Raw genomic sequence first — 16,832 nt, forward strand, 5'->3', positions numbered from 1 at the left:
GAAACACTTTCCGCAAAGTCGCGAACCTAGGTTCGCACCGGGGTAGAGCGCCTGCATAGAGAATGAAATATTGGGGACTTGGCGTGAGTCACGACAATCCGAACTTCATGGCCCTGGATTGGCTGATAGGCGAAATTAACGAGACCCTGGCGCAGGCGCGCCAGTTTCTCGAGACTTTCGCTACGAATCCGGAAGCGGGGACAACGCTGCTGCAAAACAGCCTGTCACTGGTGCACCAAGTACACGGCAGCCTGCATATGGCGCAGCTCGACGGCGCAGCAATGCTGGCTGAAGAAATGGAGCAATTGCTCCAGTCACTTGCCGGCGGCTCGGTTGAAAATACCGATGAAACGCGCGAATTCCTGATGCGGGCTTTGTTGGAGCTGCCTCTCTACCTGGAGAAAGTGTCGTTCCAGCGCCGGGATAACGCGGTGCTGTTATTACCCCTTCTCAACGATTTGCGCGCTGTACGTCGCGAGCGCCTGGTCACCGAAGGCGCACTCTTTTCCCCAGACCTCTCCACGCTGGGCCGTATAATCGGCAAGCGCCAGCCATTGACGGCGGACAATACACGTCTGCAGGAACTGGTCGGCAAGTTGCGCAAGATGTATCACGTCGCGGCAGCGGGGCTTATCCGCGATGTAAATAGCGGCGAGAGCCTCTCCTACCTAGTGAAAATCGTCGAAAAGCTGCAGTTGCTCTATAGCGGCAGCGTTCGTCAATCCCTGTGGGTAGTACTACTGGGTGTTTTGGAGGCGCTCGGCGAGCACCGTATTAATGTGCAGCCGGCATTGCGTCACCTGTTGCGCAGAATCGATGTGGAATTCCGCCTGTTGCAGGGTCGCGGTGCCAGTCTGTTGGGTGCCGAGCTGGATACTGGTTTCCTGTGCAACCTGCTGTTTTATGTCTACCTGGCTGGCCCGAACGGCACGCGCTGTGGGGATCTCTATCAGCGCTTCGCCCTGGATAAGGCGGTTCCCGGTACACCCAGACCTGACACCGAAGATGTGCTGGCGATGGGTCCTGAGGCCCTGGGAACCGCAATCACTGCCCTGCGTGAGGAATTGCAACTGGTGCGTGAAGCACTGGAGCCCAGTGGCGCTTCCACGGAGCGGCCGCCCTTGAGTGAAACTGCAGCCGTGGCCAAGCGCGTTGCAGATACCCTCGGCGTACTCGGACTCGAGGCGCCGCGAACTCGCGCTCGCGGTATCTATGAATACCTGCGCGACGCCTCCCGTGGTACCGACGTTGAGGAGTACCTGATGCGTGCCGCCGGTGAGCTGGTGCAACTCGACTCAGCCCTGGCGGCCACTGTCGATCGCAACAAGCGCGGCGATGACGAACAGCCGATGATGGGTGATGCCACAGACTCGGTCCTGCGCGAGGCGCGCCTGGGTCTGGAGGCGGTGAAAGAAGCGGTCATGGAGTATGTGGCCAGCCACTGGGATATCAGTTATCTGAGTCGAGTGCCCCAGCGCTTACAGGAAGTTTGCGGCGGCCTGGATATGGTCGGTTATCAGCGCGCAAGTAAAATCATTGCCGCCTGTAACCAATATATCGGCGCCTCTCTTATTGAGCGCACAGAGCAGCCAGAGTGGCACATGCTCGATACCCTGGCCGACGCCATTACAAGTGTCGAATACTACTTGGAGCGTCGGGTCGAGGGACTGGACGATACCGAAATGCTTCTGGCTCTGGCCGAGGATAGTGTCGCCAATCTGGGTATCACCTTCAATGAAGTGGAACCCGAAACTCCACTTGAAGAAGAAACGAAAGTCACCACCGCAACCGCTTCGGTCGAAGATGATAGCGAAGCTTTCGAACTGATTGATCCGGAGTTTATAAAGTCTGCGGACACCTTGCCGGAAACCCAGGAAGAGCAAGTTCCACCAATAGCCAAGGCTCTAGAGACCGAGGCGCTGAGCGATACTTTGTCAGTGGCTGAGCCGCTTCCCCGCGATCATACGGGTAGTGACACGGCCCTGGATACGCGCGGTGAAGAGTTGCGATCGACTGAGGTTTTGGCTGGGGAAAGTGACCCCGCTGCAGTAACCGACAGTGGAGAAGAGCCCGGTGAAGAGGAGCACAGCTGGTTCCTCCCAGAGGAAGAGACCACTGAAGCCGAAACTCCCCCCGAGACCCCATCTGCAAGCGCAACGGAACATGCCCCGGATGTACCAGTGGTTGAGAGCAGCGATACCCTGCCCAGTATTGAGGTACCGAGTGATGAGGGGGTTGGCTCCGCCACAGAAACTGCCGAAACCGAGCAGGAGCTTGTCGAGGACAGCGAGAGTCTGATCGATGATGAGATCATCGAGATTTTCCTCGAAGAGGCCAGTGAGGTACTCACCCATATCGGCAATTACTTCCCAGAGTGGGCGGCAAACTTTGATAACACCGACGCTTTGGTGGAGTTCCGCCGCGGCTTCCATACCCTAAAGGGCTCCGGCCGAATGGTGGAAGCCCTGGATATCGGCGAGCTGGCCTGGGCTGTGGAAAATATGCTGAACCGGGTGATCGACGACAGCATTAAGCCCCAGCGTGCCCACGTGAACCTGATCGATGGGGTTTATCAGAAGCTGCCCTCAATGATCGAGGCGTTTCGTCTTCGTCAGGGTGATCCGGACAAGTCGCTTACCCTGCAGCTACAGGCCTGGGCGGAGCAGCTCAGTCAGGGGCATATCCCCGCTGAACTGGAGGCCCAGGATACGAATGCGATACCCGAGCCAGATTTTGCCGAAGAAGATAGCAGCGATGATCGGGTACAGCTGTGGGAAATATTTGCTCAGGAAGCTGAAACCCATTTGGGGGTTGTCGATGACTTCCTTGCGGATATGCGCGCCGAAGCCCCGGTTTACGGTGTGCCTAGCGACCCTCTGCACCGGGCACTGCACACCCTGAAGGGTTCCGCGCATATGGCAGAGGTCAAGGTGGTTGCCGAGATGATGGCACCTCTGGAACGCTTTGCCAAAGAGCTGCGCATATACCAGGTGCCAATTGATGCGGATATCTTCGAACTGATCGGCGATAGCGCCAGCTATGTGCGCCAAGTATTGGCACAGATTCGCGCGGCAGAGCCACTTGTGGTGGAGCGAGCCGAACAATTCCTCGCTCGTGTTACAGAGCTGCAGGAGCGTTCCGTTGGGCACTTGATCCGTGAGCGCGAGGCGAATGAGCCCAGGGCGGTGGATCCTCAGCTCCTCGCCGTACTGATGGCGGATGGTATGCGTGTCCTACTGGATGCGGACCAGATGCTGAACCGGTGGCGGGTAAACCCGTCCGATAAATCCCAGGTCAGTGAAGTTGCTGAAGAGCTCCAGGTGCTGCAGGAAGCCGCCAGTCGTGCGCAGTTACCGACTCTGGCGGAGCTGGCGCAACTATTACTGGATGTTTACCGCAAAGTATTGACGGGCCAGCTTGAGGAGGAGCCCGCTTTATGGGCTTCCCTGGAGCAGGGGCACAATGAGCTGTTGGATCTGGTGGATGCCGTTGCCGCCGCTCAGGATTTGCCGGAGGTAAGTGAAGCCGTAGAGGAAGCATTGCGCTACCTGGCCGAGGGCGAAGCGAGCGAAGAGGCGTCCGAGGAAGACTACGACCTGAGCGAACTGGGCATAGAGGCACAGGCACTCGATCCAGTAGATGCCGATGGAGACCCGGATTCCAGCGGTGAGCTTCCAGCTCCAGTACAAGACGCTGCCCGCGATTTGGCGGAAATATTTGAGCCTGTCCCTGAAACCCTAGCCGAAGCTGAACGGGAACTCGCGTTGCCCATCAAGGGCGAAAGTGCCGATATTCCTGTGGCAGAGGCAGAGGCAGAGGCAGAGGCAGAGGCAGAGGTATCCGCGCAAAATGTACTCGAGCCCGTCCTGGATGACTTATACGACGCATTGTTTGAATCGGCAGAGCCGGTTGTTGAAGATACCGCTGAACATATTGTGCAAGCACCGCTCAGCACAGAATCCATCGCGACGGATGTGGAGTGCACCTCCTTAGAGACTCGCGAAGCTGTAACGTCTGAGCAGGATTCACAGGATGTTGCTGCTCAGCAGCAGCTTCTGCTGGCGGACATCGATCCCGATGTGGTCGATGTCTTTATGGAGGAAGCTGGCGACCTTATCGACGAGCTGGAGGAGTTGATCCAGGGTTGGGAGGAAGCACCGGAAAATATTCAGCAAGCCGAGGCGCTCAAGCGGGTGCTGCACACCTTTAAAGGCGGTGCACGTATGGCCGGCTTAATGGGGCTCGGGGAAGTCGCACACCGTTTTGAAACTGCGATTGAAGGCATGCGCGATATTGTTAGACCTTCAGCGCAGTTTTTTGTCGATGCACATTTGACCCACGATCGAATTGCCGATGGCGTGGAAACCGTGCAGGCATGGATGGCTGGGGAACAGCTGGAAGCTTTCCTCCAGTTAGTCAACACAGACTGGGCGGATAGCCATGTAGTTATTAATCGCACGGCTGAAGTCGGTGGTAATGAGTTGCCGCAAGTCGAATCCACAAGTGCTGCTGCACTGCCTGCGGCCCCCTCTGACGAAGTCCAGCATGCAGTTAACGAGCAGGGTGCGTTGCCTTCCGTTGAGGCCGAAAGCTCCGTGACGGAGCTGCCGACAGAACCCACTGATTCCCTGCCAGAAACGACAAATTTGCCGGAAGCCGGCAATATCCTGCCATTTATCCGCAAGCCAGAAGGGGCGAAAAGTGAAATGGCCGCGCCCCCCAGAAACCAGCCGCAGGAAATGGTTCGCGTCGCCGCGGAGCTGCTGGAAGAACTGGTGAACCTCGCTGGTGAGACCGCTATCTCCCGCGGTCGTCTCGAAGAGCAGATGAGTGAGTTTGGTCTGGCTCTCGATGAGATGGATTCGACGCTATTGCGTCTCAATGAGCAGTTGCGCCGCCTGGATCGGGAAACCGAGGCTCAGATTCTGTTCCGTCAGGAGCAGTTGGCAGAGCAGGACGGGGACTTTGATCCACTGGAAATGGACCGCTACTCCTCCATTCAGCAGCTGTCCCGTTCCCTGCTGGAGTCCACGTCTGACTTGATGGAGCTGCGCTCCACACTGGATAACAAGGCGCGCGATACCGAAACACTGCTGCTGCAGCAATCTCGCGTAAACACCGAGCTGCAGGAAGGCCTGATGCGCAGTCGCATGGTGCCCTTCTCGCGCTTGGTACCCAGATTGCGTCGCATCGTACGCCAGGTAAGTGCGGAGCTGGGCAAGCAGGTGGAGTTGGTGTTCTCCAACGTGGAGGGCGAACTGGACAGATCCATGCTCGAACGCATGGTGGCGCCACTGGAGCATATGCTGCGCAATGCGGTGGACCACGGTATTGAAATGCCCGACGAGCGTCTCACGGCCGGCAAGGCCGAGCGTGGGCGTATCGACGTGGCCCTGGCGCGTGAGGGCAGCGAGGTGGTGCTGACTATCCGCGATGACGGCGCGGGTGTGAATTTAATCCGTGTGCGTGAAAAGGCGGTAGAAAACGGCCTGATGCGTCCCGATGCGGAGCTATCCAACAGCGAAATTTTGCAGTTTATCCTGCAGGCGGGATTCACCACTGCTGAGAAAGTGACCCAGATCTCCGGTCGCGGTGTGGGTATGGATGTGGTCTCCGCCGAACTCAAGCAGATCGGCGGTAGTGTTCATATCAATTCCGAGGCGGGCGCTGGAACTGAGTTTGTAGTACGCCTGCCGTTCACGGTATCGGTTAACCGCGCCCTGATGGTGAAGATTGGTGATGACCTGTTTGCGCTGCCGCTTAACACGATCGAAGGTATTGTGCGCCTCAGTCCTTTTGAGCTCGAGCATTACTACCGTTCCAGTGAGGCGCGTTTCGAATACGCCGGTGAGTTCTATGAGGTGAACTATTTTGGCACTTTGTTGAAATCCGGTGCCCAGCCGAAACTCAGTGTCGACGATATGCAGCTGCCGGTGCTGTTGGTGCGCTCCGAGGGACACGCCATGGCACTGCAGGTGGATGCTATACGCGGCAGTCGTGAAATCGTGGTGAAGAGCCTGGGGCCACAGTTTGCCGGAGTGCAGGGTGTATCGGGCGCTACAGTGACGGGTGATGGCAGCGTAGTAGTCATTCTGGATGCCCACGCCTTACTGCGCCGCCAGGCAACCCAGTTGGCGCGTCCGGATATCGCGCAGCTACAGTTGCAAACAGAGCCGCAGCCGGAGCCCGAAGAGCGGCAGCAAACCGTTATGGTAGTGGACGATTCGGTAACGGTGCGCAAGGTGACTACGCGCTTCCTGGAGCGTGAGGGATACCTGGTGAGCACAGCGAAGGATGGTCAGGATGCGGTGATTCAGCTGCAGGATAAAGTTCCGGATCTGATCCTGCTGGATATTGAGATGCCGCGTATGGACGGTTTCGAGGTGGCGCGTCATATCCGTTCCAGTAGCCGTTTACGGGATATCCCCATTGTGATGATTACTTCGAGAACTGGGAGCAAGCACCGCGAGCACGCTATGTCTCTGGGGGTTAATCACTACCTGGGCAAGCCCTATCAGGAAGATGTTTTGCTCGAAGCAATTCGCGAATACGCCGGAGCCACTGCAGTTGGCGGCTGAAGTAGGTGCCTGAAGTGGGCCGGTGTATCGGATGAAAGATTACAGACAAGAGATAGGCGATGAGTGAAGTTGAAGCACTGTCGATAGATGTTCCACAGGAGGTGAGTAGCTTGCTATTACCTCTGCAACAGGGGCAGATGCTGGTGCCGGTAGAGACCCTTTCCGAGGTGATCGCCATGCAGGTACCTATATCGGTACATGATGCCCCCGAATGGTACCTCGGAGACCTCGTCTGGCGTGAGCAGCGGCTGCCGCTTTTGTCTTTTGATGTGATGCGTGGTGAAGCGCTGGACGGCATCTCTGAGGACGGTCGTATTGCTGTACTCAGTACCGGTAATCCCGATGGTGACCTGCCCTATTTTGCCCTTGTGCTGCAGGGCACACCGCGCCTAGTGCGGGTGACACCTGAGGAGTTGGCCCTGCGCGAGCATAACCTAAACCCAGGGGAGTTGATGCATGTGGCACTCTCTGGTGAGGCGGCGGTTATCCCCGATCTGCAGGGGTTGGAGAGGACTTGTCTCAGGTATCGGGAGCCCGGTTAGCACATCTCTGGGTTATTGCGCGTAAAAGATGGATAAACGAAAAGGGGCCAGAGGCCCCTTTTCTTATTTGTAGCTTCGCCCTCTTCGAAGGGTTATTGCACGGCTTAAAACAGCTCTTCCGGCGGGGGCTCGCTCCGCTGTTCCCGGCCGGGCATATCCCTATCCTCGTCCGTATAACGGGAGCGATAGGGGTTGTAGACCTCACGGCCGGGCACCCGGTTAGTGCGGAAAATCTCAAACATGCCCCCGTAGGAGGTGCGCAAGCCGTTCTTAGGGTTAATGCGCACGGTCACTATACCGTCGGGCTGGGGCAGGTGGCGCTCCGGCAACCCCTCCAGGGCTTCGGTCATAAATTCAACCCAGATTGGCAGTGCTGCAGAGCCGCCGTACTCATTTTTGCCCAGCTCCCCATAAGAGTCGAAGCCTACCCAGGCACTGGTGGCTAAGTAGGGGCTGTAGCCAGAGAACCAGGCATCGCGGGGTCCGTTGGTGGTTCCGGTTTTACCGGCAATATCACCGCGTTTCATGGCGCGAGCGCGGCGGCCGGTGCCTTTCTTAATGACGTCTTTCAGGATGGAATCCATGATGTAAGCCGTCTCTGGGGACATGGCACGTGGTGCAAGGGGGCGCGCCTGGGACTTGGACGGGTCCAGGGGACCGACAGGAAGCTCTTGCAGGTCGGCGGGTTCACTGCCCTGGTCCGGCCCCCCCTCCTCCTGTTGCAGGGCTGACAGGTCCACCGGTTCTTCATGCCCCCCCTCGGGTTCACTGCCGGGCTCCGGGCAATCGTTACAGACTGTGAGGGGCAGGGCCTGGTAGAGGATCTCACCGTTCACGTCTAAAACCCGGTCCACCAAGTAGGGTTCTACCCGGTAACCACCATTGGCGAAGGCGGCATATCCACGCACCATATCCAGCGGTGTGAGGGCGGAGCTGCCCAGAGCAATGGTCAGGTTGCGGGCTAGCTTGCTGCGGTCAAAGCCGAAACCCTCGACAAAACCCAGGGCGTAGTCGAGCCCAAGGGCCTGTAGCAAGCGAATGGAGACCATGTTGCGAGACTTGTATAAGGCCATGCGCAAGCGGGTTGGGCCGAGGAAAGTACCGCCATCATTCTCCGGGCGCCACACATCCTGCAGGTTGGTTTCCTCGAAGATAATCGGCGCATCGTTGATCATACTCGCGGCGGTATAGCCGCGCTCAATGGCCGAGGCATAGATAAACGGCTTGAAGCTAGAACCCGGCTGGCGGGCGGCCTGAGTCACCCGGTTAAAGTGACTTTGGCGGAAGTCGTAACCGCCGACCAGAGCGCGAATGGCCCCATCTTTGGGGTCGATGGAAACCAGGGCGCCCTGGGCGGAGGGTACCTGGGCCAGTTCCCACTCTTCGGTGACTTGGGGTTCCTGAGGGGTGGCAACCTGTTCTTTCGGTTCTGCAAATGGATCGGGCTGGGAGGCGTCCTCTACTGGATTGGTTTCCGGGGCAGAATCCGGACTGCCAACAACTTCGGTATGGGAGATTTCGATACGGCGCAGGCGCACCACATCGCCGGGCGCAAACATTTTGTCCGCGGACTGCAAGCGCGGGCCCCGGGCGCTCTCAGAAACATATGGGCGAATAGAATCCAGACCGTTCTCCCAAGGGATTTCCACAACCTGACGGTTGCGAAGTTGTACCTGTAAAAGCTTTGGCTCCACGGCGGTAACGACACCGGGCTCCAAGCCGCCAAGCACGGGAATTTCATGGAGAAGGTCGACTAATTGGTCGCTGTCGTGCAGTAACTCTGGCGGTAGGCGCTGTTCCGGGCCGCGGTAACCGTGGCGGGCATCGTAGGTCTCGAGACCGTTTTGGAGCGCCTTGCGCGCCTCATCCTGGAGGCGGCTGTTAACCGTGGTGATCACCTGATAGCCGTCGGTATAGGCACTGTCGCCAAATAGCTCTACAGCTTCTTTACGAGCCATTTCCGCAATGTAGGGGGCGTCTAGGTCCAGGTCGCGGCTGTGGTAGCTGGCGGTTACCGGGGCGGTCATAGAGTGCTTGTATTCATCCTGGTCGATATAACCTAGATCCAGCATGCGCTTCAGGATCCAGTTACGGCGCACAAGCGCTCGGGTGGGGTTGGCGATAGGATTGAACGTGGAGGGTGCCTTTGGCAGGCCGGCCATCATGGCCCACTGTGCCAAGCTGAGATCCTTGATGTCTCGACCGTAGTAGACATGAGCGGCGGCCTGGAAACCATAGGCGCGGTTACCGAGGAAAATTTTGTTGATATAGAGCTGCAAAATCTCGTCTTTACTGAGCTCGCGTTCAATCTGCAGCGATAAGAGAATCTCGTTGAATTTGCGAATGAAGCGCTGCTCACGACTCAGGAAAAAGTTGCGTGCAACCTGCATGGTTAGTGTGCTGCCACCCGACTGGATCGAACCGGTTTGCACCAATTGCGAGGCCGCCCGCATCAGGCCCCGGATCGATACCCCGTTGTGGGAGTAGAAGCTCGCGTCTTCAGCCGCGAGAATCGCCTTGATAAACGGCTCTGGGGTCTGCTCGATAGTAATGGGGTTGCGCCGCTTCTCACCGAACTCACCGATCAGTTTCATATCCTGTGAGTAAACCCGCAGTGGCGTCTGCAGGCGAATATCGCGCAGGCTCTCGACGGAGGGCAGTCCCGGCTTCAGGAAGAGATAGATGCTGGCGAAAACCATGGCTGCGCCGGCTGCTCCGGCGAGACTGAGCCAGAGCAGTGCTAATAGACGATTTCGAGCTTTTACGGTCATGAAACTGCTTCTGTGTACTTCATCTGAGTGATTCGGTGAATAATTATACGAATATTGTGCGCTATTACCTATGCAAATGCCGGTTGAAGCGGTAATTTAAAGTGCTATAACATCAAACTTTCATAACCCACGGAAAAGATAAGAAAAATGGGGATTTTCCCTTTTTTGGATAAAGGCCCGAAGGCCATGTTGGGACTCGATATTAGCTCGACCGCAGTCAAGTTGCTGGAGCTAAGTCGCAATGGCGATAAATATCGAGTCGAAAGTTACGCCGTGGAACCCCTGCCGCCGAACGCAGTGGTGGACAAAAACATCAATGATGTCGGCGCCACAGCGGAGGCGATCCGCAAGGTGGTGCGCCGCTCCAAAACCCGTCTGCGCCGGGCCGCTGTGGCCGTATCAGGCTCGGCAGTAATCACCAAGACCTTGGACATGCCCGCAGATCTTTCCGAAGAGGATCTGGAAGCGCGTATAGCACTGGAGGCCGATCAATACATTCCCTATCCCCTTGAGGAAGTCAGTCTTGACTTTGAAGTGCAGGGGCCGTCCGACAAAGGGGAGGACCAGGTCGAAGTACTGCTTGCGGCCTGCCGCAGCGAGAACATCGAACAGCGGGTTTCCGCCCTAACAGAGGCCGAGCTGGAGACGGGAGTGGTCGATGTGGAAGCCTATGCCATTGAGCGCACTTACACCCTGCTTGAGGATCAGTTTCCCCCTCAAGAGCAGTTGGTGGTTGCGGTAGTGGATATCGGTGCGACTATGAGCGCCCTGTCGGTGCTCGTCGATGGTAAGACGGTTTATACCCGTGAGCAGCTCTTCGGTGGACGCCAGCTGACAGACGAGATTCAGCGGCGCTATGGTCTCTCAGCCGAGGAGGCTACCCTGGCCAAGCATCAGGGTGGCAGCGGATTACCCGACGACTACTATGCCGAGGTTTTGGAACCATTTCGGGATGCGGTTATTCAGCAAGTGACCCGTGCGCTGCAATTCTTTTATTCATCGACCTCGTATAGCGATGTGGATTACATATTGCTCAGCGGTGGTGTTGCCGCGATGGAAGGCTTGTCTGACTTGGTTGGAGAAAAACTAGGTAAACCCACTGTGGTCGCCAATCCATTCTTTGAAATGGGCTCGTCCTCACGAGTGAATCAGAAGGCGCTGACTAAAGAGGCTCCTGGTCTGATGATTGCGGCAGGGCTCGCCATGCGGGAGAAGGAGTACTGATATGGCCAAGATTAACCTACTCCCGTGGCGCCAGGAATATCGTGCGCAGAAACAAAAAGAGTTCCAGCAAGTACTGGCTCTGGTGGTTATTGCTGCGGCCGTTGCAGTATTTTTGTGGATCAAGACTGTAGATGGGCAAGTCGCCCTTCAAGATGAACGCAATCAAATGCTACAAGTCAAAATTAATGCTTTGAATAAGCAAGTGCGGGAAATTCAGGACCTGAAGAAGCGCCGTCAGGAATTGATCGACCGCATGCGTGTAATTCAGGAGCTTCAGGGTAACCGCCCCCTGGCAGTGCGTTATTTTGATGAGTTGGTTCAGGCTACCCCGGAGGGGCTCTGGTTGACCACTCTTGAGCGCAAGGGTAACAACCTAAGCGTATCCGGGATTGCAGAGTCAAATAATCGCGTTTCATCTTTTATGCGTAATCTGGATCAGTCTGATTGGTATGAGTCACCCAACCTTAATGATGTTACCGCAAGCCCGGCTTTTGGTGAGCAGGCCAGTGCATTTCAGCTCTCAGTGAATATGAGCGGGCGTAAAAGTAATAATGAAGACCAAGGCGTGGCCAACTAAAGGGAAATAAGCATGGCATTGGCAGATACGCTTAAGCAGATTCAAGAACTTGATATTAATGATATTGATTTTAGTCGTGTAGGGGTTTGGCCTTTACTGGGGCGTGTTACTCTCCTTGCCATCATAGTCTCAGTAATCATTTTGATAGGTTATTACCTCTGGGTTGGCGATTTATATGGTCGGTTAGAAATTGCTGCGAAAAAGGAGCAAGAATTATTTTCTCAGTTTGAAAAGAAGCAGTTTGAGGCTGCAAACTTGGACACCTATCGTGTCCAATTGATGGAAATGGAGGAAACTTTTGGTGCTTTATTAAAGCAGCTGCCAAAAGATACAGAGGTTCCTGGACTGCTTGAAGATATTGATGAGTATGGTCGCGGTAGTGGCTTAACGATTGAAAAGGTTGCCCTGGAGAGTGAGTTAGTTGGGGAGTTTTATGTGGAACTCCCAATCCGTATCCAAGTACAAGGCGGATATCATGAATTTGGATCTTTTATCAGTGGTATTGCTGGTATGCCGCGTATTGTAACCTTACATGATTTTAATATATCAACCAGTCGTGATAGCGCTGGTCTCTTGGGAATGGTTATTAATGCCAAAACTTATCGCTATAAGGATCAGGAGGATCAAGAGTGATTAGGTTTTTCTCCCTTTGTACCATCATGATAACTATGGCGGGCTGCAGCCTAAAGAATGATCATTCTGATTTGTATGAAAGGATGGCAGAAATTGAAAGCAGACCTAAAGGGCAGATTGAGCCTATTCCAACTTTTACTCCATATAGCCCTTATGTTTATAGCGCAACAGCGCTGCGAAGCCCCTTTACACGCCCTGTGTTGGCATCCGATCAGCGTTTAGTTGGTCGTAAATTAGATATAGCGCCAGATATGAGCCGGCAGCGAGAGCTGCTTGAAAGGTATAATTTTGATGCCCTTTCGATGGTTGGCACCTTGTCTCGTGAAGGGCAGCTTTGGGCTTTGATTGATGATGGTGCCGGAGGTATTCATAGAATAACTGTTGGTAATTATGTGGGAAAAAATCATGGGCGTGTAGTTAGTGCTACAGCTGCCCAACTAGACGTATTAGAAATTGTGCCTGATGGTACTGGCAGTTGGATTGAGAGGCCACGCGCATTAGCGTTGGAAGAGAAGGACAACGGGTAATGATTCATAAAAAGCTTGCCAGAAATTTGGCTACGATTCGGTTAGTAGTGCTTGCGGTACTAATGGTGCCGGCGATTTTACAAGCACAGGTAAACCAGTTAAATGATATACAGTTTTCTGAACTGCCTGGCAGTCGAGTGCAATTGCGTTTGTCTTTTAGCGATGCCGCTCCAGAGCCCACAGGCTACACGATTGAACAACCGGCACGAATTGTGATTGACTTTCCTGGAGTTGAAAGCGCCTTGCCCCAAAAGAAGTATTCTTTAGGAATAGGTGGGGCCAGGAGTGCAGTAGTTGTATCTAATGATGATCGCACTCGCCTAATTGTGAATTTGGACCAATTACCGGTGTACTCTACTGAGCGCAAGGGTAATCAATTAGTCATGGAGATTGGAGCAAACTCTGCTTCTGTTGCCACTGTAGGGAACTCAGGGAGCCAGGACTCCCAAAGTGCTGGCTTGGGTTTCGGTGGAAATAATGATTTTCATGCGACAGATTCGATAGCGGTAAAGAATGTTGATTTTCGTCGTGGCGAAGATGGGGAAGGCAAGGTAATTGTCAGTCTGTCTGATCCAGGAGTTAATATTGATGTTGAACGGGCTAAAGGAAAAATTTATTTAACGTTTCTGGGCGCCGATCTTCCAGAATCATTACGTCAACGTCTTGATGTGACGGATTTTGCAACACCAGTAAATTCAATAACTGTAGATTATGATGGTCGCAATACAGTTATTGCTGTTGATCCAACGAATATAGATTATGACTATCTAGCTTATCAGACAGATAATGAATATGTACTTAGCGTAAAGCCCCTGACAGAAGCTGAAATTCGTGAGAAAGAAAAAGAATTCCAGTTTGTCGGGAAAAAGCTATCCTTAAATTTTCAGGATATTGAGGTTCGCTCTGTCCTTCAGGTAATTGCGGATTTTACAGGCTTAAATCTTGTAGCTAGTGACACAGTGCAAGGGCGCATTACCTTACGCCTTGATGGCGTTCCCTGGGATCAGGCCTTGGCATTAATACTAAAGGCCAAAGGGTTAGATAAGCGGCAGGAAGGCAGCGTTATTATGGTGGCTCCTGCAGCAGAAATCGCTGAAAGGGAGCGGCAAGAGCTGGAGACTCGGAAGCAGTTACAAGAATTAGCCCCCCTGCGTACTGAATATATACATGTCCGATATGCTGATGCCGGCGAAATTTTCACATTGTTCTCCGGTAAGGATAGTGGGAGTTCTGGTCAGGGTGGCTTTACAGGAGGTAATAGCCGGGATGCAAATAAAGGCAGTATATTATCCCCGCGCGGCAGCGCAATTGTAGATGAGCGTACAAATACAATCATCCTCACTGATACAGAGGATAAAATAGCCCAGTTTCGTGAATTGATTGAGGTTATTGATGTTCCAATTCGGCAGGTCATGATAGAAGCTCGTATAGTGACGGCGAATAGTGACTTTTCTAAAGAGCTAGGTGTGCAATGGAACTACACAGGAACTCATGACGTTAATGATGATACGATAGCTATTGGCTCTGGCGGACAAAATAGTTCCACGGTTATTGGGAGCGGATCAGGGGGAAGTGTCTCTTCACCTATTAGTTTTCATGAACCTTTGATGGTAGATTTGGGTGTTGGTTCACCGGCTGGAAGTCTAGCTTATGCGATTTTGAAAGAGAGTTTTTATTTAGGCTTGGAATTATCTGCCTTGGAGGATGTGGGAATGGCTGAGATTGTCTCTCAGCCCAAAGTTGTCACAGGAGATAAGCAAGAGGCAAGTATACAGTCTGGTGTGGAAATTCCATATCTCGAGGCTACATCCTCCGGTGCGGCAGCAGTAACATTCCGTGAGGCAGTATTGGAACTTAATGTGCTTCCTCAAATCACACCCGATAATAATATTATCATGACTTTAAATATTGAACAGAACACGGTTGGCCAACTGTTTAGTGTGTCAAGCTTTGCTGCGGTGCCTTCAATTAATGTAAATACCTTAGAGACGAAAGTTCTTGTTCGTGATGGTGAGACTATAGTATTGGGTGGGGTTTTTGAAAGCGTGGCAATTGAAACTGAATCCAAAGTCCCTTTACTGGGAGATATTCCATATCTTGGTAGATTGTTCAAAAAAACCATTCGCGAAGATAACAAGCGGGAGCTTTTAATGTTCATTACCCCGCGAATAATGGATGATGAGAATTTTTACGCCAAGTGATTAACCGCTCTATCTTTCTTGTCGGCCCCATGGGGGCCGGCAAATCCACGATCGGCAAGTTGCTGGCGGCGCAGTTGCAGCTACCTTTTGCCGATACCGATAAGGTGCTGGAAGAGCGCACAGGGGCGGATATTCCCTGGATTTTTGATGTGGAAGGAGAGGTGGGATTTCGCCGCCGGGAGAGTGAAGTACTTGAAGATCTCTGCCGGGGTGATTGCCAAGTAATAGGCACCGGTGGTGGTATTGTTCTGTTGGAGGAGAACAGGAGGCTGCTGCAGAAATTTGGCCATGTAGTCTATCTGCAGGCCAGTGTGGAGCAGTTGCTAGAGCGCACTTCCAAGAACAGTAACCGCCCGCTTTTACGCGTGCCAAATCCACGCCTGCGTATTGAAGAAATTTTGCAGGAGCGGGACCCTCTCTATCGTGAAGTGGCGGATGTGATCTGCGATACCGACCACCTCACCCCCAAACAGGCATCGACTCTAGTCGCAGAACGCCTACAGGCAAGTCTCTCCCAGTAACCTCTAAATACACTGTGCTAAAGTGCGTCTCATTGACTCAAATCGTTGCATAGAGACGTTAGTGGGAAGAGGAGCACCATGCATTCATTCAATGTAGAGCTGGGGGAGCGCAGTTACCCCATTGTTATCGGGTCCAAGCTACTCGGCGATTCACAATACTTGCTGCCCTATATTCGTGGACGCCAGGTGTGTGTGGTTACCAATGAGACTGTGGCCCCCCTGTATCTGGCCCAGCTCCTCGATGGACTTTCCGACTTCGATAAGGTTGATGTTGTTGAGCTACCTGACGGGGAGGCTTTTAAAACCCTGGAAACGCTCAATCGTATTTTTGACACCTTACTGGAGCAGCGCCACAACCGATCCACTACCCTGATTGCTCTGGGTGGAGGAGTTGTGGGAGATATGTGCGGCTTTGCCGCCGCCTGTTACCAGCGGGGCGTCGACTTTATCCAAGTGCCCACCACCCTTCTCGCTCAAGTGGATTCCTCTGTGGGGGGAAAGACTGGCGTGAATCACCCCTTGGGCAAAAATATGATCGGGGCTTTTTACCAGCCCCGATTGGTGCTTGCGGATATGGATACCCTGGGCACTCTGCCAGAGCGAGAGTTCTCTGCCGGCATTGCCGAGGTAATCAAATACGGCTTGATCTGCGATGCGCCATTTTTCCACTGGATAGAATCCAATATCGATGCACTACTGATACGAGACCCGCGGGCCCTGGCTTATGCGGTTGATCGCTGCTGCCGGGATAAGGCCGAGGTCGTCGCCAGTGACGAGCGTGAGGGAGGCCGGCGTGCCATATTGAACTTTGGTCATACTTTTGGGCACGCCATTGAGGCGGTGCAAGGCTACGGACGCTGGCTACACGGTGAGGCGGTTGCAGCAGGTATGGTAATGGCGCTGGAGTTGTCGCGACTGCAAGGGGGTGTGGACAGCGAGCTGCTCGAGCGTGTGTGTAATCTGTTGCAAAGGGCCCAGCTGCCTCAGCGGTCACCTGAGGACATGCGTGTCGATGATTTTTTGCGGGTGATGCAGGTCGACAAAAAAGTCATCGATGGCAAATTGCGTCTCATTTTGCTGAGGGCGTTGGGCGATGCAAAAGTTGTCGACGACACACCAATGGAAAAAGTTATGGAAGCGCTAAGGAACTGTGGTGCCAGGTGACAGAGGCTTCGCAAATCCAGGTCATTAGAGTCGATGGTTACGTATAACCCCTCATATAGGAAATACGTCTGTCTTAATTTTGTTTGGCAGATAA

The 16,832-nt window shown here is 53.9% G+C and carries 10 protein-coding genes; 9 read left to right on the forward strand and 1 reads right to left on the reverse strand.

Annotation, left to right across the window (positions count from 1 at the left end; genetic code table 11):
- Window positions 1–83: 83 nt before the first annotated feature.
- Window positions 84–6,578, forward strand: a complete 6,495-nt coding sequence (locus tag Q1A69_RS02540; RefSeq protein WP_299580634.1) for an Hpt domain-containing protein — start codon at window positions 84–86, stop codon at window positions 6,576–6,578.
- A 59-nt stretch (window positions 6,579–6,637) separates the two neighbouring features.
- A complete protein-coding gene (locus Q1A69_RS02545) occupies window positions 6,638–7,120 on the forward strand; it encodes a chemotaxis protein CheW (RefSeq protein ID WP_299580637.1) in 483 nt (160 codons plus the stop codon).
- A 104-nt stretch (window positions 7,121–7,224) separates the two neighbouring features.
- On the opposite strand, the gene Q1A69_RS02550 is transcribed toward Q1A69_RS02545, so the two are convergent.
- Window positions 7,225–9,891 (reverse strand): penicillin-binding protein 1A, encoded by a 2,667-nt coding sequence (locus Q1A69_RS02550; RefSeq protein WP_299580640.1) that lies wholly within the window; start codon window positions 9,889–9,891, stop codon window positions 7,225–7,227.
- 147 nt (window positions 9,892–10,038) lie between these two features.
- On the opposite strand from Q1A69_RS02550, the gene Q1A69_RS02555 reads away from it, so the two are divergent.
- The 7 genes from Q1A69_RS02555 (at window position 10,039) to aroB (ending at window position 16,738) form a co-directional block, all read left to right on the forward strand.
- The gene (locus tag Q1A69_RS02555) at window positions 10,039–11,115 is read left to right on the forward strand and encodes a pilus assembly protein PilM (protein ID WP_299580643.1); all 1,077 of its coding nucleotides are present in this window, start codon (window positions 10,039–10,041) and stop codon (window positions 11,113–11,115) included.
- 1 nt (window position 11,116) lies between these two features.
- Window positions 11,117–11,692 carry a PilN domain-containing protein gene (locus tag Q1A69_RS02560; protein ID WP_299580646.1) on the forward strand — a complete coding sequence of 192 codons (576 nt, stop codon included), beginning with the start codon at window positions 11,117–11,119 and terminating at the stop codon, window positions 11,690–11,692.
- Between the two features lie 12 nt (window positions 11,693–11,704).
- On the forward strand, window positions 11,705–12,325 hold the full coding sequence (locus tag Q1A69_RS02565) for a type 4a pilus biogenesis protein PilO (protein WP_299580649.1): 621 nt from the start codon (window positions 11,705–11,707) through the stop codon (window positions 12,323–12,325).
- On the forward strand, window positions 12,322–12,852 hold the full coding sequence (locus Q1A69_RS02570) for a pilus assembly protein PilP (RefSeq protein ID WP_299580652.1): 531 nt from the start codon (window positions 12,322–12,324) through the stop codon (window positions 12,850–12,852). Before Q1A69_RS02565 ends, Q1A69_RS02570 begins: the two co-directional genes overlap by 4 nt.
- Window positions 12,852–15,053: a type IV pilus secretin PilQ gene (locus tag Q1A69_RS02575; RefSeq protein WP_299580655.1), complete on the forward strand. Its 2,202-nt coding sequence runs from the start codon at window positions 12,852–12,854 to the stop codon at window positions 15,051–15,053. Before Q1A69_RS02570 ends, Q1A69_RS02575 begins: the two co-directional genes overlap by 1 nt.
- Complete coding sequence (gene aroK, locus Q1A69_RS02580; RefSeq protein WP_299580816.1) at window positions 15,053–15,574, forward strand: shikimate kinase AroK; 522 nt, start codon at window positions 15,053–15,055, stop codon at window positions 15,572–15,574. Before Q1A69_RS02575 ends, aroK begins: the two co-directional genes overlap by 1 nt.
- A gap of 78 nt (window positions 15,575–15,652) precedes the next feature.
- Window positions 15,653–16,738 (forward strand): 3-dehydroquinate synthase, encoded by a 1,086-nt coding sequence (aroB, locus tag Q1A69_RS02585; RefSeq protein WP_299580658.1) that lies wholly within the window; start codon window positions 15,653–15,655, stop codon window positions 16,736–16,738.
- The last annotated feature ends 94 nt before the right edge of the window (window positions 16,739–16,832 follow it).

It is taken from the genome of uncultured Microbulbifer sp. (assembly GCF_947498635.1).
In the GTDB taxonomy this organism is placed as follows: Bacteria; Pseudomonadota; Gammaproteobacteria; order Pseudomonadales; family Cellvibrionaceae; genus Microbulbifer; species Microbulbifer echini.